This is a genomic window from Streptomyces sp. NPDC001880 (assembly GCF_053594575.1).
Genome location: NZ_JBSFET010000031.1, coordinates 38,200 through 59,363, shown reverse-complemented (window position 1 = coordinate 59,363; position 21,164 = coordinate 38,200). Strand labels below are relative to the sequence as shown.

General features: G+C 69.7%; 20 protein-coding genes. 4 read left to right on the top strand and 16 right to left on the bottom strand.

The annotated features are described in order from the left end of the window. Window positions 1-53: 53 nt before the first annotated feature. The 3 genes from ACWCQ6_RS19070 to ACWCQ6_RS19060 form a co-directional block, all read right to left on the bottom strand. Window positions 54-746, bottom strand: coding sequence for a response regulator (locus tag ACWCQ6_RS19070; protein WP_451090572.1), 693 nt, complete (start codon window positions 744-746; stop codon window positions 54-56). A gap of 109 nt (window positions 747-855) precedes the next feature. Continuing rightward, window positions 856-3,399, bottom strand: coding sequence for an ATP-binding protein (locus ACWCQ6_RS19065; RefSeq protein WP_451090570.1), 2,544 nt, complete (start codon window positions 3,397-3,399; stop codon window positions 856-858). Window positions 3,400-3,583: 184 nt separating this feature from the next. Continuing rightward, complete coding sequence (locus tag ACWCQ6_RS19060; protein WP_451090568.1) at window positions 3,584-4,333, bottom strand: ABC transporter ATP-binding protein; 750 nt, start codon at window positions 4,331-4,333, stop codon at window positions 3,584-3,586. 334 nt (window positions 4,334-4,667) lie between these two features. Between ACWCQ6_RS19060 and ACWCQ6_RS19055 the strand changes: the two genes are divergently transcribed. Further along, a complete protein-coding gene (locus ACWCQ6_RS19055) occupies window positions 4,668-5,567 on the top strand; it encodes a M20/M25/M40 family metallo-hydrolase (RefSeq protein WP_451090566.1) in 900 nt (299 codons plus the stop codon). A gap of 21 nt (window positions 5,568-5,588) precedes the next feature. After that, on the top strand, window positions 5,589-7,019 hold the full coding sequence (locus ACWCQ6_RS19050) for a M1 family metallopeptidase (protein ID WP_451090564.1): 1,431 nt from the start codon (window positions 5,589-5,591) through the stop codon (window positions 7,017-7,019). Between the two features lie 92 nt (window positions 7,020-7,111). Here ACWCQ6_RS19050 and ACWCQ6_RS19045 read toward each other — a convergent pair whose 3' ends face one another. The 7 genes from ACWCQ6_RS19045 to ACWCQ6_RS19015 all read right to left on the bottom strand — a co-directional run bounded on the left by ACWCQ6_RS19045 (window position 7,112) and on the right by ACWCQ6_RS19015 (window position 13,974). Then, complete coding sequence (locus tag ACWCQ6_RS19045) at window positions 7,112-7,780, bottom strand: potassium-transporting ATPase subunit C (RefSeq protein WP_451090562.1); 669 nt, start codon at window positions 7,778-7,780, stop codon at window positions 7,112-7,114. A gap of 23 nt (window positions 7,781-7,803) precedes the next feature. Next, the gene (gene kdpB, locus ACWCQ6_RS19040; protein WP_451090560.1) at window positions 7,804-9,930 is read right to left on the bottom strand and encodes a potassium-transporting ATPase subunit KdpB; all 2,127 of its coding nucleotides are present in this window, start codon (window positions 9,928-9,930) and stop codon (window positions 7,804-7,806) included. Continuing rightward, on the bottom strand, window positions 9,927-11,591 hold the full coding sequence (gene kdpA / locus ACWCQ6_RS19035; RefSeq protein WP_451090558.1) for a potassium-transporting ATPase subunit KdpA: 1,665 nt from the start codon (window positions 11,589-11,591) through the stop codon (window positions 9,927-9,929). The genes kdpB and kdpA overlap by 4 nt, the downstream gene beginning before the upstream one ends. 7 nt (window positions 11,592-11,598) lie before the next feature. Beyond that, entirely contained in the window at window positions 11,599-11,688 is a 90-nt protein-coding gene (kdpF, locus tag ACWCQ6_RS19030; RefSeq protein ID WP_037701211.1) for a K(+)-transporting ATPase subunit F, read from the bottom strand. Between the two features lie 393 nt (window positions 11,689-12,081). Then, complete coding sequence (locus ACWCQ6_RS19025; protein ID WP_451090556.1) at window positions 12,082-12,855, bottom strand: DUF3710 domain-containing protein; 774 nt, start codon at window positions 12,853-12,855, stop codon at window positions 12,082-12,084. 1 nt (window position 12,856) lies between these two features. Further along, window positions 12,857-13,390: a dUTP diphosphatase gene (dut, locus tag ACWCQ6_RS19020; RefSeq protein ID WP_451090554.1), complete on the bottom strand. Its 534-nt coding sequence runs from the start codon at window positions 13,388-13,390 to the stop codon at window positions 12,857-12,859. Continuing rightward, complete coding sequence (locus ACWCQ6_RS19015; protein WP_451090552.1) at window positions 13,390-13,974, bottom strand: PaaI family thioesterase; 585 nt, start codon at window positions 13,972-13,974, stop codon at window positions 13,390-13,392. The genes dut and ACWCQ6_RS19015 overlap by 1 nt, the downstream gene beginning before the upstream one ends. Window positions 13,975-14,032: 58 nt before the next feature. On the opposite strand from ACWCQ6_RS19015, the gene ACWCQ6_RS19010 reads away from it, so the two are divergent. Then, window positions 14,033-14,497: a DUF3093 domain-containing protein gene (locus ACWCQ6_RS19010; protein WP_451090550.1), complete on the top strand. Its 465-nt coding sequence runs from the start codon at window positions 14,033-14,035 to the stop codon at window positions 14,495-14,497. Between the two features lie 235 nt (window positions 14,498-14,732). Here ACWCQ6_RS19010 and ACWCQ6_RS19005 read toward each other — a convergent pair whose 3' ends face one another. The 4 genes from ACWCQ6_RS19005 to ACWCQ6_RS18990 all read right to left on the bottom strand — a co-directional run bounded on the left by ACWCQ6_RS19005 (window position 14,733) and on the right by ACWCQ6_RS18990 (window position 18,334). Next, window positions 14,733-15,731, bottom strand: coding sequence for a hypothetical protein (locus ACWCQ6_RS19005; protein WP_451090548.1), 999 nt, complete (start codon window positions 15,729-15,731; stop codon window positions 14,733-14,735). A gap of 12 nt (window positions 15,732-15,743) precedes the next feature. After that, on the bottom strand, window positions 15,744-16,040 hold the full coding sequence (locus ACWCQ6_RS19000; RefSeq protein WP_003965732.1) for a DUF4193 domain-containing protein: 297 nt from the start codon (window positions 16,038-16,040) through the stop codon (window positions 15,744-15,746). A gap of 404 nt (window positions 16,041-16,444) precedes the next feature. Then, complete coding sequence (locus ACWCQ6_RS18995) at window positions 16,445-17,674, bottom strand: sensor histidine kinase (RefSeq protein ID WP_451090546.1); 1,230 nt, start codon at window positions 17,672-17,674, stop codon at window positions 16,445-16,447. 6 nt (window positions 17,675-17,680) lie between these two features. Next, window positions 17,681-18,334 carry a response regulator transcription factor gene (locus tag ACWCQ6_RS18990; protein WP_072485872.1) on the bottom strand — a complete coding sequence of 218 codons (654 nt, stop codon included), beginning with the start codon at window positions 18,332-18,334 and terminating at the stop codon, window positions 17,681-17,683. Between the two features lie 359 nt (window positions 18,335-18,693). Between ACWCQ6_RS18990 and ACWCQ6_RS18985 the strand changes: the two genes are divergently transcribed. After that, window positions 18,694-18,867 carry a hypothetical protein gene (locus ACWCQ6_RS18985; RefSeq protein WP_451090544.1) on the top strand — a complete coding sequence of 58 codons (174 nt, stop codon included), beginning with the start codon at window positions 18,694-18,696 and terminating at the stop codon, window positions 18,865-18,867. A gap of 224 nt (window positions 18,868-19,091) precedes the next feature. Here the strand turns inward: ACWCQ6_RS18985 and ACWCQ6_RS18980 are convergent, their stop codons facing one another. Together ACWCQ6_RS18980 and ACWCQ6_RS18975 are read right to left on the bottom strand one after the other, a co-directional pair. Next, window positions 19,092-19,910: an inositol monophosphatase family protein gene (locus ACWCQ6_RS18980; protein ID WP_451090542.1), complete on the bottom strand. Its 819-nt coding sequence runs from the start codon at window positions 19,908-19,910 to the stop codon at window positions 19,092-19,094. 36 nt (window positions 19,911-19,946) lie between these two features. Next, the gene (locus ACWCQ6_RS18975) at window positions 19,947-21,074 is read right to left on the bottom strand and encodes a ferrochelatase (RefSeq protein ID WP_451090540.1); all 1,128 of its coding nucleotides are present in this window, start codon (window positions 21,072-21,074) and stop codon (window positions 19,947-19,949) included. Window positions 21,075-21,164 lie beyond the last annotated feature (90 nt).

The window sequence follows — 21,164 nt, the reverse complement described above, 5'->3', positions numbered from 1 at the left end:
CCCACTCGAACGAGTGACCGTGGAGAGTCGCGGCGGAGCTCCCGGTGCCCCGTTCAGCCGCGCTCGAAGCGGTATCCCATGCCAGGCTCGGTGACGAAGTGCCGGGGGTGCGAGGGGTCGGCCTCCAGCTTGCGCCTCAGCTGGGCCATGTAGACCCGCAGATAGTTGGTCTCGGTGCCGTACGAGGGCCCCCAGACCTCCTGGAGCAGCTGCTTCTGGCTGACCAGCCTGCCGCTGTTGCGGACCAGGACCTCCAGCAGATGCCACTCGGTCGGGGTCAGCCGTACGTCGCTTCCCGCGCGGTGGACCTTCTTCGCCGCCAGGTCGACGGTGAACCCCTCGGTCTCCACGATCACGACGTCGTCGGAACCGTGCTGTCCGACGGGTTCGGCGCGGCGGACCGAGGCACGCAGCCGGGCCAGCAGCTCGTCCATGCCGAACGGCTTGGTGACGTAGTCGTCGGCACCGGCGTCCAGGGCCTCCACCTTCTCGTCGGAGGTGTGGCGGGCGGAGAGCACCAGGATCGGCACCCGGGTCCAGCCGCGCAGCCCCTTGATCACCTCGACGCCGTCCATGTCCGGCAGCCCGAGGTCGAGGACGACGACATCGGGGTGGCGGGCGGCGGCGAGCTGAAGCGCGGTCGCGCCGTCGGGCGCCGCGTCCACCTCGTACTTGCGCGCCTTCAGGTTGATCACGAGGGCGCGTACGATCTGCGGCTCGTCGTCGACCACAAGCACCCGGGTCATGGGGGCCCTGCCTTTCTGCTGTACGGCGATCTCGCGGGACGTACCGGAGATCATGAGGTGAACCGCGTGGTCATGCGGTGGACCGCACGGTCAAAGGTGTCCCGCGCGGTCATGAGATGACCCGCGCGGGCAGGTCGGGGCTGACCGGAACGAATCCCGATGCCGCCTTGAGGGTCAGCACCATGGTGAGGCCTCCGCCGGGGGTGTCCTCGGCGTCCAGCGTGCCGCCCATGGACTCCACGAAGCCGCGGGCCACGGCGAGCCCCAGCCCGACACCCGCGCCGCGCGGGGCGTCGCCGTAGCGCTGGAAGGGCTCGAAGATACGCTCCTTGGCGTCGTCCGGGACTCCGGGGCCGCGGTCGGCCACCCGTAGCTCGACGCGTTCGCCGAGCGCACTGGCGGCGACGGTGACGCGTTCCGCGTAGCGGCTGTACTTCACGGCGTTCTCGACGATGTTGGCGACCGCCCGCTCCAGCAGCCCCGGGTCGACCTCGACCATCGGCAGGGTCTCGGGGATGTCCAGGTCGACGCTGTCCTCGGGGACACCGCCGAGCGCCATCGGGACCACCTCGTCGAGGTCGATCTCGCGGATCAGCGGGGTGACGGTGCCGGTCTGGAGCCTGGACATGTCCAGGAGGTTGCCCACGAGGTGGTCGAGGCGGTCGGCGCCGTTCTCGATGCCCTCCAGGAGTTCCGCCTGGTCCTCCTCGGACCAGGCGACGTCGTCGGAGCGCAGGGAGGTGACGGCGGCCTTGATGCCGGCGAGCGGGGTGCGCAGGTCGTGGCTGACGGCGGCGAGGAGCGCCGTCCTGATCCGGTTTCCCTCGGCGAGCCGCCGGGCCTCCTCCGCCTCGTCGACCAGGCGCTGCCGGTCCAGCACGACGGCGGCCTGGGCGGCGAACGCGCCGAGCACCCGGCGGTCCTCGGCGGGCAGCACCCGGCCGGAGAGCGCCAGCGCCATGTGGTCGCCGACGGGCATGTCCACATCGGCGTCCTCCGGCCGGGCCACCGGCCCCGGTCCCACGCTCCCGGCGCAGGTCCACGGGTCGACGTCGCTGCTGCGCTCCAGCAGGGCGACGGACTCCATGCCGAAGGTCTCGCGTACCCGGTCGAGGAGCGCGTCCAGCGTCGTCTCGCCGCGCAGCACGCTGCCGGCCAGGAAGGAGAGGATCTCCGACTCGGCGCGCAGCCGGGCCGCCTGATGGGTACGGCGGGCCGCCAGGTCGACGACCGAGGCGACCGAGACCGCCACCGCGAAGAAGATCACGATGGCGACGAAGTTCTCCGGGTCCTGCACGGTCAGGGTGTGGGTGGGCGGGGTGAACCAGTAGTTCAGCAGCATCGAGCCGACGGCGGCCGACGCGAGGGCCGGCCGCAGTCCGCCGATCAGCGCGGCGACCACGGTCAGGAAGAGGAAGAGCAGGACATCGTTGGCGAGCCCGGGGCCGCTGTCCAGACTGGCCAGGAGCAGGGTGAGGAGGGCCGGGCCGCCGACCCCGACGAGCCAGCCCCAGATGATCCGGACCCGGCCGAGCCGGGCGCCGCGGGCGATGGGCAGACCGCGCCCCTTGGCGACCTCTTCGTGGGTGACGATGTGGACGTCGAGGTCGGGCCCGGAATCCCGGGCGACGGTGGCGCCCACACCCGGTCCGTAGATGTACTGCCAGGCCTTGCGACGGCTGGAGCCGAGGACGATCTGCGTGGCGTTCACCCCGCGGGCGAATTCGAGCAGCGCCGACGGTATGTCGTCGCCGATGACGTGGTGGAACGTACCGCCGAGGTCCTCGACGAGGGTGCGCTGGACGGTGAGTTCCTTGGGGGAGGCGGAGGTCAGCCCGTCGCTGCGGGCGATGTAGACGGCGAGGATCTCGCTGCCCGACCCCTTGGCCGCCATCCGGGACGCGCGGCGGATGAGCGTACGGCCCTCGGGGCCGCCGGTGAGTCCGACGACGATGCGTTCACGGGCCTGCCAGGTGGTGCGGATGTTGTGCTCGCCGCGGTACTGCTGGAGGTACTCGTCGACCCGGTCCGCGACCCAGAGGAGGGCCAGCTCGCGCAGGGCGGTCAGGTTGCCGGGGCGGAAGTAGTTGGACAGCGAGGCGTCGATCCGGTCCGGCTTGTAGATGTTGCCGTGGGCCATCCGGCGGCGCAGCGCCTGTGGCGACATGTCGACGAGTTCGAGCTGGTCGGCCCGGCGGACGACCTCGTCGGGGACGGTCTCGCGCTGTCGCACGCCTGTTATCGCCTCGACGACGTCACCGAGCGACTCCAGGTGCTGGATGTTGACGGTGGACACCACGTCGATCCCGGCCTGGAGGAGCTCTTCGACGTCCTGCCAGCGCTTGGCGTTGCGGGAGCCCGGCACATTGGTGTGGGCCAGTTCGTCCACCAGGGCGACGGCGGGGGCGCGCTCCAGGACCGCGTCGACGTCCATCTCGGTGAAGACGGCGGAGCGGTACTCGATCTCGCGGCGCCGGACCTGCTCCAGGCCGTGCAGCATGACCTCGGTGCGTGGCCGGTCGTGGTGCTCCACGAAGGCGACGACGCAGTCGGTGCCCCGCTCCACGCGTCGATGGGCCTCGGAGAGCATCGCATACGTCTTGCCGACGCCGGGTGCCGCACCCAGGTAGATCCGAAGCTTGCCGCGTGCCATGGCCCCATTGTCTTCTCTTGAACCGGCTGCGTCCGATGCGGCAGCCGCTTCGAAGCTACCCCGCGCATTGTCGACAAATGGGCCGGGGGGGCGGAGCGAGGGACCGAATTGACAGGATTCTGACGCCACGGGCGGACTCCAAAGGGGCCTGGGTCTCCCCTGGACGGCCCCTCCCCCGTCTCCGCTACGCGTGCTCGACGATGTGTCCGTCGCTCAGTTCCAGCACCCGGTCCGCCAGCCCCAGCAACTGTGTGTCGTGCGTCGCCACCAGCGCGGTGACGCCCTCGCTGCGCACCACCGCCCGCAACAGCTCCATCACCGCGAGCCCGGTGTCCGCGTCGAGCTGTCCTGTCGGCTCGTCCGCGATCAGCAGGGCGGGCCGGTTGGCGAGCGCGCGGGCGATCGCGACACGCTGCTGCTGGCCCCCGGAGAGCTCGCCGGGGCGCTGGGCGGCGTGGTCGGCGAGGCCGACCAGGGAGAGCAGCAGCGCCACCCGCTCCTCGCGCTCGCGCGGGTCCGTCTTGCGCAGCCGCATGGGTACGCCGACGTTCTCCGCCGCGGTCAGGATCGGGATCAGGCCGAACGACTGGAAGATGAAGCCGATCCGGTCACGGCGCAGCTCCAGGAGCCCGTCCTCGCCGAGCTCGGCGAGGTCCGTGCCGTCGATGGTGATCCGGCCGGCGTCGGGGCTGTCGAGCCCGCCGAGCAGGTTGAGGAGGGTGGTCTTGCCCGAACCCGAGCGCCCCTTGAGCGCCACGAGCTCGCCGCACGGCACCTCGAAGGACACCCCGCGCAGCGCGTGCACCACCCCGGCGCCGGAGCCGTACGAGCGGTGCAGGTCCTCGACCCGGACCATGGGCCCGTGGGCCGGTTCCTCGGCGACCGCGGCGCCGCCCTGGCCACCGGTGCTCGTCCGGCCCGTGTTGTCGGTCATGCCTCTCCCCCGTACATGTTTCTGCCCCGTGCGCCCTCGGTCCCGTCGGCCGCCAGTATGTGCATGTGAACCAGGGCTGGGCAATGCCCGGAGGGCGGTGATCAGGAGTCCGTGCCGGACTCCTCCGCGCGGCTGCGGGGCTGCCGCGGGGGCTGCCCCCGTAACCGAATCCAGCCTCCCGGCACTGTTGATGACGGCCCGTCAGGCTCATGGGCTCGATGGGCCCGGCATTTTTTCATCGAAGGACAACCTCTTTCCGACAACTTCCTGACATCGACTGACCAGCCTGGCCAAGGTCCACCGGGGCGAGTGCCCCGTCCTTGAAAGGGTGATCATGACGTTAAGAAGGAGTCTTCCCAAGCTGGCCGCCGGAGCCCTCGGGATATCCCTGACCCTGTCCGCGGTCCCCGCCGCCACCGCCGCCGCAGAACCACCGGCCCCCACCGTCTCCGAGCAGCAGGTGATGCCCCATCTGCGCGCCCTGCAACACATCGCGGACCGCAACGGCGGCAACCGCGCGCACGGCACGAAGGGGTACGCGGACTCGGTGGCGTATGTGAAGAACGCCTTGGACCGGGCGGGCTTCCGCACGAAACTGGTCCCCTTCACCTACGACGGCGCCGGCGGCAGCAACCTGATCGCCGACTGGCCGGGCGGCGACCCGGACCACGTGCTGCTGACCGGCGCCCATCTCGACAGCGTCGAGGAGGGCCCGGGAATCAACGACAACGGTTCGGGCTCGGCCGCGGTCCTGGCCACCGCGCTCCAGGTGGCCAAGTCGAAGCTGAAACCGGAGCGGCACCTCAGGTTCGTGTGGTGGGGCGCCGAGGAGCCGGGGCTGATCGGCTCGGCGGACTACGTCAAGAAACTCTCCGCGACCGAACGCGGCAGGATCGATCTCTATCTCAACTTCGATCAGGCGGGCAGCCGGAACACCCGGCAGTGGCTCGTGGTCCACGACGACGAGCACGGCGAGACCGAAGCCCAGCGGGCGTTCGAGGCGTGGTTCGCCGAACGGAGCATCCCCACGTTCGACATCGGCGTCGGCGGTTCGGACCACGAGTCGTTCGGCAATGCCGGCATCCCGTCGTCCGGCTTCAGCACCGGTATCTCGGACTGCATCCACGAGGCGTGCGACGACCTCGCCAACGTGGACCCGAAGACGGAGACGACCAGCACCAACGCCATCATCGGCGTGCTGTGGAAGCTCGCCGCGACAACTCCCCGGAACTGACCGAATCCCCAGGAGCAAGACATGCGCAGACTGCTGAACCGACGCCACAGGACCGCTGTCGCCCTCGTGGCCGCAGTCGTGAGCTCCGTCGTGCTGACCACCGTCCCCGCCTCGGCCGCCATCGGTGGCCCGGGCATCGGCGACCCGTACTTCCCCGACGACGGCAACTCCGGCTACGACGTGTCGCACTACGACGTCCGTATCGCCTACGACCCGGCGCGCACCGACCACCTGGACGGCGACACCACCGTCACCGCCCGCGCCCTGACCAAGCTGGACCGCTTCAGCCTGGACCTCAAGGGCTTCACCGTGGCATCGGTCACCGTGAACGGCACCCCGGCGAAGGCGTTCTCCCGGACCGGCGCCCACGAGCTGGTCATCACCCCGGCCCGCCCGGTCGGAAAGGGCACTACGTTCGCGGTCCGGGTGACGTACGCCGGCAAGCCCGACGCCGAGGGCTGGCACACCCTGAAGAACGGAGGCGCGTACGTGGCCGGCGAACCGCACGCGGCGACCTCCTGGTATCCCGCCAACGACCATCCCTCCGACAAGGCCACCTTCGCCCTCACCGCGACGGTGCCCGACGGCTGGACGGCCGTCGGCAACGGCCTGCCCGGCACGGCCACCGTCAAGAACGGCAGAAAGACCTTCCGCTGGTTCGAGGACAAGCCGATGGCGACGTACGCCAGCACCGTCGCCATCGACAGGTTCACCGTCCACCAGGGAAAGACGGCCGCCGGGACGCCGGTCATCACGGCATACAGCCCGGAATACGTCATCGACCCGGACACGGAGGCGGAGCAGACAGAGATTCTGGACTTCCTGACGGCGAAGTTCGGCCCGTACCCCTTCTCCTCGGCGGGCGCCATCGTCGTCGGCGCCGAGAAGGAACCCAGCGCCGGATCCATCGCCCTGGAGACGCAGAGCCGCCCCACGTACGGCGCGATGCCCTTCGACGGCTCGATGGTCCACGAGAACTCCCACCAGTGGTTCGGCGACAGCGTGTCGTTCGAGGACTGGCGGGACGGCTGCATCGCGGAGTGCTTCGCCCAGTACGCCGTGCAGTTGTGGGAGGAGCACAAGGGCGCCGACCTCGACACGGGCTACTACCGGTTCGTGGTCGAGGACGAAAGGAACAATCCGTCGTTCTGGGCGACCAAGCTCTACGACCCGGGCCCGGGAAAGGAGTTGGACCCCGCCCTGTACGACAAGGGTTCCCTGATGCTGCACGCCTTGCGGCGCACGGTCGGTGACGACGCGTTCTTCGAAACGCTCAGGGCCTGGACCCATGAGCACGCGTACGGCAATGCCTCGTTCCGGCAGTTCGAGGCCCTGGCGGCGAAGGTCTCGGGCAAGGACCTCAAGGGGTTCTTCAGGGCGTGGGTCGACGGCACGGTCATCCCGCCGGAGAAGTACCTCCATCCGGGCAGCCTGGGCACGCTGGCTGGTTGAACGGGCGTACCACGGGGCCCGCTCCCCGTCGGTGAACGGCCTGAGGCCGGCCATTGCGGCCGGCCTCAGTGCTCCCTCGAGTCGTCAAGTCATCAGGACTCGTCCACCAGCTCCTTGAGAGCGATGTTGAGCTGGAGGACATTGACCCTCGGCTCCCCGACGAAGCCGAGGATCCGGCCGTCGGTGTGCTGCTCGACGAGCTTCTCCACCCGGTCGACGGGGAGGTGGTTGCGCTCGGCCACCCGGCGCACCTGGAGCTGTGCGTACTCCGGGGAGATGTCCGGGTCGAGGCCGGAGCCGGAGGAGGTGACGGCGTCGGCCGGCACGTCCGAGGGGCTGACCGGGTGGCCGGGGACGGAGTTGTCCTTGACCACGGCTGCCTTGGCGGCGGTGACCCAGTCGATGAGTTCCTCGTTGTCGCCGGAGCGGTTGGTCGCGCCGGAGAGGATCAGCTTGTACTGGGTGTTGACGCTGTTGGTGCCCAGGCCGTTGGAGGGGCGCGGCTGGAACCACTTGAGGTCCGGGGCCGCGGTCTCCTGCCCCTTCTCCAGCGGCAGGTCGTAGCGCTGGCCGATGAGTTCGGAACCGACGACCTTGCCGTTCGCGGTGATCTCGGAGCCATTGGCCTTGTCGGGGAAGACGCCCTGGGCGACGCCCGTGACGGCGAGCGGGTAGAGCACGCCGCAGACGACGGTCAGGACGAGCAGGGCGCGCAGCCCGGCCCAGAGCAACCGGGCGGTGTTTCCTACGGAGTTGTTCATGGCAGGTCAGCCGATTCCTAAATTCAGTGCAGCCCGGGTACGAGGGAGATGACCATGTCGATGATCTTGATGCCGATGAACGGGGCCACCAGACCGCCGAGTCCGTAGATCCCGAGGTTGCGCCGGAGCATCGAGTCGGCGCTGCTGGGCCGGTAGCGCACGCCCTTCAGGGCGAGCGGCACGAGCGCGATGATGATCAGCGCGTTGAAGATCACGGCCGACAGGATCGCGGACTGGGGCGAGGACAGCTGCATGATGTTCAGCTTGTCCAGGCCGGGATAGACCACGGCGAACATCGCGGGGATGATCGCGAAGTACTTCGCGACGTCGTTGGCGATCGAGAACGTCGTCAGGGCACCACGGGTGATGAGCAGCTGCTTGCCGATCTCGACGATCTCGATCAGCTTCGTGGGGTTGGAGTCCAGGTCCACCATGTTCCCGGCCTCCTTGGCGGCCGAGGTGCCGGTGTTCATGGCCACGCCGACATCGGCCTGGGCGAGCGCCGGCGCGTCGTTGGTGCCGTCGCCGGTCATCGCGACGAGCTTGCCGCCCCCCTGCTCGCGCTTGATGAGGGCCATCTTGTCCTCGGGCGTGGCCTCGGCGAGGAAGTCGTCGACACCGGCCTCCTCGGCAATGGCCTTCGCGGTCAGCGGGTTGTCGCCGGTGATCATGACCGTCTTGATGCCCATCCGGCGCAGCTCGTCGAACCGCTCCCGCATGCCCTCCTTGACGACGTCCTTGAGATGGATGACACCGAGGACCCGGGCGCCGTGCTCGTCCTCCAGGGCCACCAGCAGCGGCGTGCCGCCCGCCCCGGAGATCGTGTCGGTGAGCGCCTGCGCGTCCTGCGAGACGGTGCCGCCGCGCTCCTTGACCCAGGCGACGACCGAACCGGTGGCCCCCTTGCGGACCTTGCGTCCGTCCACGTCGACGCCGGACATGCGGGTCTGGGCGGTGAACGCGACCCACTCGGCCTGCCGCAGCTCGCCCTGGTGGCGCTCGCGCAGCCCGTACTTCTCCTTGGCGAGCACGACGATCGAGCGGCCCTCCGGCGTCTCGTCGGCCAGCGAGGAGAGCTGGGCCGCGTCCGCCAGTTCGGCCTCGGTCGTGCCCTTCACGGGTACGAACTCGGCGGCCTGCCGGTTTCCGAGCGTGATGGTGCCGGTCTTGTCGAGCAGCAGGGTCGACACGTCCCCGGCGGCCTCGACGGCACGCCCCGACATGGCGAGGACATTGCGCTGGACGAGGCGGTCCATGCCCGCGATGCCGATCGCGGAGAGCAGAGCGCCGATGGTCGTCGGGATCAGGCAGACCAGCAGCGCGGTCAGCACGATCATCGACTGCTTCTGCCCGGCGTAGATCGCGAAGGGCTGGAGGGTGACGACGGCGAGCAGGAAGACGACGGTGAGGGACGCGAGGAGGATGTTCAGCGCGATCTCGTTGGGTGTCTTCTGCCGGGCGGCGCCCTCGACCAGGGCGATCATCCGGTCGATGAACGTCTCGCCGGGCTTGGTGGTGATCTTGACGACGATGCGGTCGGAGAGCACCTTCGTACCCCCGGTGACGGCGCTTCGGTCACCGCCGGACTCCCGGATGACCGGGGCCGACTCGCCCGTGATCGCGGACTCGTCGACGCTCGCGACGCCCTCGACGACATCGCCGTCGCCGGGGATGACATCACCGGCCTCGCAGACCACCAGGTCACCGATGCGCAGCTCGGTGCCGGGCACCTGCTCCTCGCTCCGGCCGGCCAGCCGCCGCGCGACGGTGTCGGTCTTGGCCTTGCGCAGCGTGTCGGCCTGCGCCTTGCCGCGCCCCTCGGCGACCGCCTCCGCCAGGTTGGCGAAGATCGTGGTCAGCCACAGCCAGGCCGCGATCGCCCAGCCGAACCACTCGCCCGGGTCCAGGCACGCCAGCACGGTCGTGAACACCGAACCGATCAGCACCACGAACATCACCGGGGACTTGACCATCACCCGGGGGTCGAGCTTGCGTACGGCGTCGGGGAAGGAGCGGATCAGCTGCGCGGGGTCGAACAGGCCTCCGCCGACGCGCCCTTCGCTCTGGTGACCCGTGGGCGCGTCCTGGTGTGGTGCCCGGGTGGGGGTGACAGTGGACATCGAGTCCTCTTGCTTCGTACGAGTGGTCATGACGCCAGCCCTTCGGCCAGCGGCCCCAGCGCCAGGGCCGGGAAGTAGGTCAGCCCGGTGATGATCAGGATCGTGCCGACCAGCAGTCCGCTGAAGAGCGGCTTGTGCGTGCCCAGGGTTCCCACGGTCGCCGGTACGGGCTTCTGCTCGGCGAGCGAGCCGGCCAGCGCGAGGATGAACACCATCGGCAGGAACCGGCCGAGCAGCATCGCGAGACCGATCGTGGTGTTGAACCACTGCGTGTCCGCGTTGAGCCCGGCGAACGCCGAACCGTTGTTGTTGGCTCCCGAGGTGTAGGCGTAGAGGATCTCGGAGAATCCGTGGGCGCCGGTGTTGGTCATCGAGTGGGGCGGGGTGGGCAGCGCCATCGCCGCGGCGGTGAAGCAGAGCACCAGAGTCGGGGTGATCAGGATGTAGCAGGCCGCGAGCTTGATCTCGCGGGTGCCGATCTTCTTGCCGAGGTACTCCGGCGTGCGGCCGACCATCAGCCCGGCGATGAACACCGCGATGATCGCCATGACAAGCATGCCGTAGAGGCCGGAACCCACGCCTCCGGGCGCGATCTCGCCGAGCTGCATGCCCAGCATCGTGATCCCGCCGCCGAAGCCGGTGTACGAGGAGTGGAAGGAGTTCACCGCGCCGGTGGAAGTGAGCGTGGTGGTCACGGCGAAGATCGACGAGCCGGCGATCCCGAACCGGGTCTCCTTGCCCTCCATCGCCCCGCCCGCGATGTCGAACGCGGGCCCGTGGTGGGCAAATTCGGTCCACATCATCAGGGTGATGAAGCCCAGCCAGATGACGCCCATCGTCGCGAGGATCGCGTAACCCTGCTTGAGCGAGCCGACCATCCGGCCGAACGTCCGGGTCAGTGCGAAGGGGATGACCAGGATCAGGAAGATCTCGAACAGGTTGGACAGCCCGTTGGGGTTCTCGAACGGGTGGGACGAGTTGGCGTTGAAGTAGCCGCCGCCGTTCGTGCCCAGCTCCTTGATGGCCTCCTGGGAGGCCACGGCGCCACCGTTCCACTGCTGCGAGCCGCCCATGAACTGCCCGACCTCGTGGATGCCGGCGAAGTTCTGGATCGCGCCGCAGGCCACCAGCACCAGCGCGCCGACGGTGGCGATCGGCAGCAGGATCCGTACGGTGCCGCGCACCAGGTCGGACCAGAAGTTGCCCAGCTCACCGGTGCGGGAGCGGGCGAAGCCCCGTACGAGGGCCATCGCGACGGCCATCCCGACGGCGGCCGAGACGAAGTTCTGCACCGCGAGACCGCCGGTCTGCACGACGTGACCCATGGCCTGTTCGCCGGCGTACGACTGCCAGTTGGTGTTGGCGACGAACGACGCCGCCGTGTTGAACGCCTGGTCCGGATCGATCGAGGCAAAGCCGAGCGAGCCGGGCAGCACGCCCTGGAGCCGCTGCAGCAGGTAGAGGAAGAGGACGCTCACCGCGGAGAAGGCGAGCACCCCCCGCAGATACGCGGGCCAGCGCATCTGCGTGTTCGGGTCGGCGCCGATGGCCTTGTACATCCACTTCTCGACGCGCAGGTGCTTGTTCGAGGAGTAGACGCCGGCCATGTAGTCGCCGAGCGGACGGTACACCAGCCCCAGCGCCACGACGAGCGCGAGAACCTGGAGCACACCAGCGAGGACGGGGCTCATATCGCGCTCAGAACCTCTCCGGGTACAGAAGGGCGAGGACGAGATAGCCCAGCAGGGCGACGGCCACGATCAGGCCGACGATGTTCTCGGCAGTCACAGCTTCGCCACCCCCTTGGCAACGAGAGCCACCAGCGCGAACACCGCGATCGTGGTGACGACGAAGGCCACATCGGCCATCGTGTGCTCCTAGATGAGGTACGGATTCTCGGACCTCTTGAGCAAACCTCGCGCCATGGGCGTCCTGGCCTGCGTTGATGTCTTCCTTACGGGGATCGGCGGGCCTTTGACGGCGCACATACGTGCCCTATACGCGCCCCATACGCGCGCCGTCTGCGCGCTGTCCGGAACCCGTCTTGCGCATGGCCGGAAACCCCTGCCCTGCCCTTCCCGGAACCTCTTCCGGACGCAGAACGGCCGGTGGGCCGTACCCCCCTCGAAAGGGGATACGGCCCACCGGCCGAAGCTGTGCCGGGCGGCTGCCCGTGCCCGCTCAGCGCACCTCGGTGATCTCGGGCCCGCGCTGGAGCTGGCCCATGCCACCGGAGAACTTCGAGCTCTCCTGACTCTCCTGCTGAACCCCCTCGGGGACCATCTGGGCGTCGTTGGGCAGCTTGAGGACGATCGGGTCGCGCGGAGCCATCGGGCCCTCGCCACGGACGACCACGGTGTCCCGGAAGATCGTCTCCAGCAGCCCGGCGGCCTCCGGCTGCACGGCGCCCTGGCCGGAGATCACTCCGCGCAGGAACCAGCGCGGCCCGTCGACGCCGACGAAGCGCACCAGCTGCACGCCGTTCGTCCCGTCCGGGAGCTGTACGGGGACCTGAGCACGCAGCTCCCAGCCCAGCGGGCCCTCGACCTCGTCGATCACCCCGCCCTGCTGGGTGATGCCGGCCGCGATCTCCTCACGGACCTCGCCCCAGATGCCTTCCTTCTTGGGCGCGGCAAAGGCCTGCAGCTGGATGGCGCTGTCACGCAGCACCACGGTCGCGGCGACGATCGCGTCGCCGGCCACCTCGACGCGCAGCTCCATGCCCTCGACACCGGGCACGAAGACGCCGCCCAGGTCGACCCGGCCCTCGCCGGGCTGGGAGACCTCGGAGACGTCCCACGGCCCGTCCGGCCGCGGTGCCGGCGGGAGGTTCACCCGACGCGAGCCGCTGGCGGCACCGTCGGTGTCATCGAGCTCGTCGACGACCTGCTCGGCCTCGCGCGCTTCGTCCGCCACGTCCTCGGCGGAACCACTCTTCTTGCGACGTCCGAACACGTCACTGTCCTTCCCGGTCGGGTACGACCGAAGCGTAGCTGTTCCCGCCCTGGGTGATCCCGCCCCTGACACCATCGACATCACCGGAGGCATGCCCTCCGGTTGATCCGAAGCCTCCCTCGCCGCGAGCCGAGCCGGGCAGCTCCGCCACTTCGTGGAAGCGCACCTTCTCGACCTGCTGGACGACCAGTTGGGCAATCCGGTCGAACCGCTCGAACCGCACGGGCTCACGCGGGTCGAGGTTGATGACAATCACCTTGATCTCTCCACGGTACCCGGCATCAACCGTCCCCGGGGCATTCACGAGGGCGACGCCGCAGCGCGCGGCGAGGCCGGAGCGCGGATGCACGAACGCGGCGTATCCGTCGGGCAGCGCGATCGACACCCCGGTGGGCAGCACCACCCGCTCGCCCGGGGCGAGCACGGCGGCCTCGGTGGTCACCAGATCGACTCCGGCGTCGCCCGGGTGCCCATAGGCCGGAATCGGCACATCCGGGTCGATCCGGCGGATCAGTACGTCCACGGGCCGGCGCATCAGGGATTCACCTCGAAGGCTCGGGCACGCCTGACCTGGTCCGGGTCGGCCATCGCCGCCTGGATCTCGGCCGGGCGCCCGTTCTCGATGAAGTGGTCGACCTTCACCTCGACGAAGAGGGCCTCGGCCCGGACCGCGACGGGCCCGTCCGGGTCACCGATCCGGCCGGTCGCCCGGGAGTAGATCTTCCGGCCGTGCACCGCGGTGATCTCCGCGTCGAGGTGCAGCACGGTGCCCACCGGCACCGGAAGCACGAAGTCGGTCTCCAGCCGACCGGTCACGGCAATCACCCGCAGGAGCCAGTTCAGCGAGCCGAGCGTCTCGTCCAGCGCAGTGGTCAGGATGCCGCCGTGCGCCAGCCCCGGGGCGCCCTGGTGGGCGGCCTTCACCGTGAACTCGGCGGTGACGCCGACACCGTCACCGGCCCGCGCCTGGAGGTGCAGCCCGTGCTGCTGTCCACCGCCGCAGCCGAAACAGTGTTCGTAGTGCGCGCCGAGGAGTTCGCCGGGGGCCGGGGCTTCGGGGTGCCGGACCGGTTTCACCGCGTCGGCCGGGGGCTTCAGAGCCGCAGATGTTCCACTCACAGGCGCAGACCTTACCCGCGCGGCTACCCACGGGTCGCACCGTGCCAAGCTTGGGCCCATGCAGCCTTCCACCCCGCCTTTCGACGAACGACTGACCGCACCCCGTTCGTGGTGGCTCATCGCACTCCTGATCGGCATCGCCTGCGCGCTGATCCTGCTGCCGCTCGGCCCCCTGCCCCTGCTGGCCGGCCTGGCGGGCGGCACGGCCCTGTCGGCGGTCGCGGTGAGCTCCTACGGCTCGGCCAGGATCCGGGTCGTGGCGGGCACCCTGGTCGCCGGCGACGCGCGGATTCCGGTGACGGCGCTCGGCGAGGCCGAGGCGCTGGACGAGAAGGAGGCGCGCGCGTGGCGCACGTACAAGGCCGACACCCGCGCGTTCATGCTGCTGCGCAGCTACATCCCGACGGCGGTCCGGGTGGAGGTCACCGACCCGCAGGACCCGACTCCGTACGTCTATCTGTCGACGCGCGAGCCCCAAGCCCTGGTGGCGGCGCTCACGGCCGTACGCGCGCAGCGCGTGTGAGAAAGTCCCGCCTGGCCGGGGCGTCCGGCCCTGCCCTCCTGGCGGACGACGCCACCTTCGAAACACGCCTCAGCGCCGTGGCAGGCAACGTTTGCCCGTCAAGGAGCGGCGTCCGGTGCGTGCTCTCGGCGTGCCGGCCGGAAGCCCTCGTACTGGACCGTACTCGGGCTTTCGTCCGGTGCGGCGAGAGTGCGTGCCGGGCGTCGCGACGGGGCGAACGTCGCCTGCCGCGGCACTAGCTTCCTTCCCGTGGGGGTCCTGGCGGGCTCCAGGTGTCCGGCACGCCCGGCACGCCCGGCAGGGCCTTGCGGGGGCCCACCTGCCGCTCCAGCGGAGGCAGCTCGGGGAGCCGGTCCCAGGGGACCTGGCGCTTGCGCAGGTCCTTCCTGACCCGCTCGGCGAGCTTTCTGGTGTCGCGCCGGTTCATCATCGCGCCGACGGCGGCGCCGACCATGAACGGGACCAGGCTGGGCAGATCGCGCGCCATGCGCTTCATGATCTGCTGGCGCAGCTCGCGCTTCATCTGACCGCCCAGCGCGGCATTGACCGTCGTGGGGTGGGCGACGTCGATTCCGCGTTCCTCCGTCCAGGACGTGAGGTAGGCGGCGGAACGCTGGCCGAGCCCGCCCGGCGGGCGCTGTCCGTAGACCTCGTGCAGCTCGGCGACGAGCTTCATCTCGATCGCGGCCACACCGGTGATCTCCGCCGCCAGTTCGGCAAGCATGGCGGGCGGTACGGGCATCATCGCCGCCGCGCCGATTCCGGCGCCGACGGTGGCACTGCCCTTGCTCGCGCCTGCGACCAGCTTGTCGGCGAGCTCCTCCGGACCGAGGCCGGGGAACTGCTTGCGCAGGGTGGCGAGATCGCGCACAGGGATGCGGGGAGCGTTCTCGATGATCAGGTCGGCGATTTGACCGATCGCTGCCTTGGCACTCTCCCCGCTCTTGCGTACGCCCCGTTTCACTGAACCCAGACGGCCTGCCCCGGTCACGGGCTCCGTCCTGTCGACCTGTCCGGCCCCATCGGCCGTGTCGACTCCTTCGGCCTCCGCGACACCTGCTTCGAGCGAGGCCGGCAGGCCTCGCTCGTCGTCCCGCTCACCCGGGGAGGGCGGCAGGGCGGACCGCTCGGCAGGCGCTGCTACGCCTTCTGCCGGGCCTGTACCGCCCTGATACGCCTCCGACGACCTCTTGCGCCGCAAGCGCCGCTTCCGGAACGGTGTGTCGCCTGCCACGGTCGGCGCAACCTAGTCGCAGTCGCGGCAGATCGGCTGGCCGTTCTTCTCACGTGCCAGCTGGCTCCTGTGGTGCACGAGGAAGCAGCTCATGCACGTGAACTCGTCGGCCTGCTTGGGCAGGACCCTGACGGCCAGCTCCTCGTTGGACAGGTCTGCGCCGGGCAGCTCCAGTCCTTCGGCCGCGTCGAACTCGTCGACGTCGACGGCGGACGCCGTCTTGTCGCTCCGGCGAGCCTTGAGTTCTTCGAGGCTGTCCTGGTCGACGTCGTCGTCGGTCTTGCGTGGGGTGTCGTAATCCGTTGCCATGTCGCTCTCCCCCTCTGGGTGTCTGCGGTGTCTCAGCGCTCGTAACGCGTGAGAGGCCGGACTTGTGCCCGACCCGAGGCGGAGATTTTGCCTCACATCAAGGTCTGTTACTCAATCGACACCCAATGGGACCGCTCGGGAGCGGCCGGCTTGGGTGGCGATGGGGACCGTACACGGTCCCGGTGTCGCGCTTCACGGGCGCCACCCCGTGTACTTCCCGTGATATTGGACCCCGAAAACCCCGACTTTTGCGGGCTTTCAGGCGGAGCCTCTGATTACGGAGCGTTGACGGTCATAAATTCGCTCCTGTGATCGATCACACACGGACGATCCGGGTACAGGTCCCGAAAATTCCGCTCAAAGCGAACAGGTCAATTGATGCACGGATCACTCCGTCCGGCCTCTCAGACCGGCAGTGAGACACGCATCACAAGACCACCGCCCTCGCGGGGCTCCGCGATGATACGGCCGCCGTGTGCGCGTGCCACGGAGCGCGCGATCGACAGGCCGAGCCCGACCCCCTTGTCGCTGCCCGTTCGCTCCGTACGGAGCCGTCTGAAGGGCTCGAAGAGGTTGTCGATCTCGTACGCCGGCACCACCGGACCGGTGTTCGAGACCACCAGCAGGGCCTGGCCGCCCTGGAGCTCGGTGGTGACCTCCACCCAGCCCTCCTCGGGGACGTTGTAGCGCACGGCGTTCTGTACGAGGTTCAGCGCGATCCGCTCCAGCAGGACGCCGTTGCCCTGGACGACTGCGGGGGCCCGCTCGCCGCGGATCTCCACACCGCGCTCCTCGGCCTCACCGCGCGTCTGGTCGATCGCGCGCGACGCGACCTCCGCGAGGTCGACCGGTTTTCGCTCGACGATCTGGTTGTCGCTGCGGGCCAGCAGCAGCAGGCCCTCGACCAGCTGCTCGCTGCGCTCGTTGGTGGCCAGCAGGGTCTTGCCCAGCTGCTTCAGCTCCGGCGGGGCATGCGGGTCGGACAGATGCACCTCCAGCAGCGTGCGATTGATCGCGAGCGGTGTGCGCAGTTCGTGCGAGGCGTTGCCGACGAACCGCTGCTGGGCGGTGAAGGCCCGCTCCAGGCGGTCGAGCATCTCGTCGAAGGTGTCGGCGAGCTCCTTCAGCTCGTCGTCCGGTCCGTCCAGCTCGATCCGGCGGGACAGGTCGGTTCCGGCCACCCGGCGGGCGGTGCGGGTGATCCGGCCCAGCGGCGAGAGCACCCGCCCGGCCATCGCGTAGCCGAAGGCGAAGGCGATGACGCTCAGGCCCACCAGGGCGAGCAGCGACCGGTTGAGAAGCGTGTCGAGCGCCTGCTGCCGCTGGTGGTTGACGCAGGAGTTCATCGCCGCGTTGAAGGTCTCCGGTGACGCCTTCTCGGGCAGGTTGCAGACATCGCTGCGGACCTGCCCGTTGACGATCTCGAACGGCAGCTCACTGCCCACATGCAGGGCCTGAGCGGCCAGCATGTAGATGATCGACAACAGCAGGATGCCGGCGATCAGGAACATGCCGCCGTAGAGCAGCGTGAGCCGTATCCGGATGGTCGGGCGCAACCAGTAGGGGGGCTCCTGCTGTTTGGGCTCCCAGGTGGGCTTCGGGGGCGCCGCCGGCGGCGCGGGGACGGAGGGCATCGGCCGTCAGATCCGGTAGCCGGATCCGGGCACGGTGACGATCACCGGCGGCTCGCCGAGTTTCCGGCGCAGCGTCATGACGGTCACCCTGACGACATTGGTGAACGGGTCGGTGTTCTCGTCCCAGGCCTTCTCCAGCAGCTGCTCGGCCGAGACGACCGCACCCTCGCTGCGCATCAGAACCTCCAGCACGGCGAACTCCTTCGGCGCGAGCTGGACCTCCGTCTCGCCCCGGAAGACCTCGCGCCGGTTGGGGTCGAGCTTGATGCCGGCCCGCTCCAGGACGGGCGGCAGGGCCACCGTCGTACGCCGGCCGAGCGCCCGCACCCGTGCGGTGAGCTCGCTGAAGGCGAACGGCTTGGGCAGATAGTCGTCGGCGCCGAGCTCCAGACCCTCCACGCGGTCGCTGACGTCCCCGGACGCGGTGAGCATGAGCACCCGGGTGGGCATGCCCAGCTCGACGATCCGCCGGCAGACGTCGTCTCCGTGCACCAGAGGGAGGTCTCGGTCCAGCACCACGACGTCGTAGTCGTTGACCTCGATGCGCTCCAGGGCCGCCGCACCGTCGTACACGACATCGACGGCCATGGCCTCCCGGCGCAATCCGGTGGCCACCGCATCGGCGAGCAGTTGCTCGTCCTCCACGACGAGTACGCGCACGGCGCTGTCCTTCCTTAGAAACTTCAGAACGTGTCGAAGTACCGACGGTCCGTGATCGGGCATCCGTCGGCACTGGTCTGTGCGGCTCCATCCTGCCCGCAACGCGCATAAACCGGCGGTAAGACGACGCTGCCTCAGCTGGGGCTCAGCGGAATCCACCAGATTTTCGGGCCAGTTGAGGTTTCTCCGGTCCCTGGCCCGGGGAGGACGAATTCACACCCGCGATCACGCCTTGAATGTGGCGTACCACTGGCCGCTCCGTCCCCGGAGAGCGCGTGATCACCCGCCCTACCGCCTCCGTGCGGAGGGAAACCCCGGGCACACCCCCGTGCCACCGACCCACGATGAGGGGGCGCATTATGGACGCTTTCACCGCAGGCCTGCTGCAGCGGATCAAGAGCACCGAGCACGACCTCACGAGAGCCCGGGAGACGGGCGACGACTTCCTCGCGGATGTCGAGCAGAGCGAGCTGGAGGACCTTCACCGCCTCGCCGCCGAGCACGGTGTCGAGATCGGTGCCACCAGCGTCTGAGTACGCATATGTGAAGGGCCCCTGATGCCGTGACCGGCGTCTCAGGGGCCCTTCACGCGTGCCCCAGGGTCTGTCCGGCGACATCAGGGCCTGGGGCATGTGTCGGAAGTCCCGCCTGGCCGGGAACGTCCGGTGCTTCCCCAAGCTCTCGGCTTCGCTCGAGCAGGGGGGAGCTTGGGGAAGTAGCTGTCGTCTCGCGCCCGCCGGGGAGTACGGGACAGCCCTTAGTCGTGCCAGGCGCCGAACTCCTCCAGAAGGGCCTGGAGCGGCTCGAAGACGCCCGGCGTCGCGGCGATCGTCAGATCGCCGTCGGCGGGCTGCCCGGGGCGCCCGCCTGTGTACGCGCCCGCCTCGCGGGCGATGAGGTCGCCGGCCGCCAGGTCCCAGGGGTGAAGTCCGCGCTCGTAGTAGCCGTCGAGGCGGCCCGAGGCCACGTCGCAGAGGTCCACGGCGGCGGAACCGCTGCGCCTGATGTCACGGAGGAGCGGGATCAGCTTCTGAGCCACGTCCGCCTGGTGCGTACGGACGTCGCTGACGTAGTTGAAACCGGTCGAGACGAGCGCCTGGTCGAGTGGTGGCGCGGGCCGGCAGCGCAGCGCGGTGCCCTCGCCGTACGCGCCGCCCGTGGCGTACGCCCCGCAGCCGAGCACCGCCCGGTAGGTCTCGCGGCGCATCGGGGCCTCCACCACGCCCACGACCCGCACGCCGTCCCGTTCAGCGGCGACGGAGACGGCCCAGGTGGGCAGTCCGTAGAGGTAGTTCACGGTGCCGTCGAGCGGGTCGATGACCCAGCGGACGCCGCTGCTGCCCTCGGCGCTGGTCCCTTCCTCTCCAAGGAAGCCGTCCTGCGGGCGGCGCTCGCTCAGGAAGCCGGTGATCAGCTTCTCGGCGGCGAGATCCATCTCGGTGACGACATCGATCGGGCTGGACTTGGTCGCGGCCACGCCCAGATCGGCCGGGCGGCCGTCACGGAGCAGCGCGCCCGCACGGCCGGCGGCTTCCAGGGCGAGGTCGAGCAGTTCGGACAGGTTCGGGTCGGTCACGGCTCTCCAGGGGTCTGTGGGCGTACGGCGGGGCACTCACGCGTAGGGGCTGTCGGCACCCGCGGCGGCTGGCTTGGGGGCCCGTGCCGGGCAGCAGCCGACCGGGCAGAGGTCGTGGGCCGGGCCGAGTGCTCCCAGCGCGCAGCGCTCCCCGGCCTGTCCCCGCTCGGTGACGGCGCGCTCCAGCACCAGCTCGCGCACAGCCGCGGCGAACCGCGGGTCGGCGCCCACGGTTGCCGACCGGCGCACGGGCAGCCCGAGCTCGGCGGCCTTCGCGGTGGCCTCGGTGTCGAGGTCGTACAGGACCTCCATGTGGTCCGAGACGAATCCGATGGGGGCCATCACCACGGCGGGCACCCCGTCCGCGTGCAGCGCCTCCAGGTGGTCGCAGATGTCGGGTTCCAGCCAGGGGATGTGCGGTGCGCCGCTGCGCGACTGGTAGACGAGCTGCCAGGGGTACTCGACGCCGGTCTCCTCGCGCACCGCGTCGACGATCAGCCGGGCGACGTCGAGGTGCTCGGCGACATAGGCGCCGCCGTCGCCGTGCGTCTCGACGGGGCCGGAGGTGTCGGCGGCCGAGACGGGAATGGAGTGTGTGGTGAAGGCGAGGTGCGCCCCGGCCCGTACGTCCTCCGGCAGGTCGGCCAGGGAGGCGAGGACGCCTTCCACCATGGGCGTCACGAAGCCGGGATGGTTGAAGTAATGCCGCAGCTTGTCCACCCGGGGCACCGGCAGCCCCTCCGCCTCCAGGACGGCCAATGACTCGGCGAGGTTCTCGCGGTACTGCCGGCAGCCGGAATAGGAGGCGTAGGCGCTGGTGGCGAGGACGGCGATCCGGCGGTGCCCTTCGGCGCTCATCTCACGCAGGGTGTCGGTGAGGTACGGCGCCCAGTTGCGGTTGCCCCAGTACACCGGCAGGTCCAGTCCGTGCTCGGCGAAGTCCTTGCGCAGGGCGTCCAGCAGGGCTCTGTTCTGGGCGTTGATCGGGCTGACGCCGCCGAACAGGAAGTAGTGCTTGCCGACCTCCTTCAGCCGCTCCTCGGGGATGCCTCGGCCACGGGTCACGTTCGCCAGGAACGGGACCACGTCGTCCGGGCCTTCGGGGCCTCCGAAGGAAAGCAGCAGCAGGGCGTCGTAGGGGGCGGGATCGCGCAGATCGGGCATGACACCGATCCTGCCACTCGCCGCGGACAGCCCTCCCACCGACGTCGGCCCCGGGACCACCCCACGGTCGGGCCGGCCACCCCGACCGTA

What these genes read in the sequence shown, in the direction of transcription:
- ACWCQ6_RS18995 (WP_451090546.1), bottom strand. Translation starts at nt 17,674, where the DNA reads ATGCCCTCCGTCCCCGCGCCGCCGGCGGCGCCCCCGAAGCCCACCTGG.
- dut (WP_451090554.1), bottom strand. Translation starts at nt 13,390, where the DNA reads ATGCGCCGGCCCGTGGACGTACTGATCCGCCGGATCGACCCGGATGTG.
- kdpB (WP_451090560.1), bottom strand. Translation starts at nt 9,930, where the DNA reads ATGACCACTCGTACGAAGCAAGAGGACTCGATGTCCACTGTCACCCCC.
- ACWCQ6_RS19045 (WP_451090562.1), bottom strand. Translation starts at nt 7,780, where the DNA reads ATGAACAACTCCGTAGGAAACACCGCCCGGTTGCTCTGGGCCGGGCTG.
- ACWCQ6_RS19000 (WP_003965732.1), bottom strand. Translation starts at nt 16,040, where the DNA reads ATGGCAACGGATTACGACACCCCACGCAAGACCGACGACGACGTCGAC.
- ACWCQ6_RS18985 (WP_451090544.1), top strand. Translation starts at nt 18,694, where the DNA reads ATGGACGCTTTCACCGCAGGCCTGCTGCAGCGGATCAAGAGCACCGAG.
- ACWCQ6_RS19065 (WP_451090570.1), bottom strand. Translation starts at nt 3,399, where the DNA reads ATGGCACGCGGCAAGCTTCGGATCTACCTGGGTGCGGCACCCGGCGTC.
- kdpA (WP_451090558.1), bottom strand. Translation starts at nt 11,591, where the DNA reads ATGAGCCCCGTCCTCGCTGGTGTGCTCCAGGTTCTCGCGCTCGTCGTG.
- ACWCQ6_RS19050 (WP_451090564.1), top strand. Translation starts at nt 5,589, where the DNA reads ATGCGCAGACTGCTGAACCGACGCCACAGGACCGCTGTCGCCCTCGTG.
- ACWCQ6_RS19070 (WP_451090572.1), bottom strand. Translation starts at nt 746, where the DNA reads ATGACCCGGGTGCTTGTGGTCGACGACGAGCCGCAGATCGTACGCGCC.
- ACWCQ6_RS19010 (WP_451090550.1), top strand. Translation starts at nt 14,033, where the DNA reads ATGCAGCCTTCCACCCCGCCTTTCGACGAACGACTGACCGCACCCCGT.
- ACWCQ6_RS18975 (WP_451090540.1), bottom strand. Translation starts at nt 21,074, where the DNA reads ATGCCCGATCTGCGCGATCCCGCCCCCTACGACGCCCTGCTGCTGCTT.
- ACWCQ6_RS19060 (WP_451090568.1), bottom strand. Translation starts at nt 4,333, where the DNA reads ATGACCGACAACACGGGCCGGACGAGCACCGGTGGCCAGGGCGGCGCC.
- ACWCQ6_RS19055 (WP_451090566.1), top strand. Translation starts at nt 4,668, where the DNA reads ATGACGTTAAGAAGGAGTCTTCCCAAGCTGGCCGCCGGAGCCCTCGGG.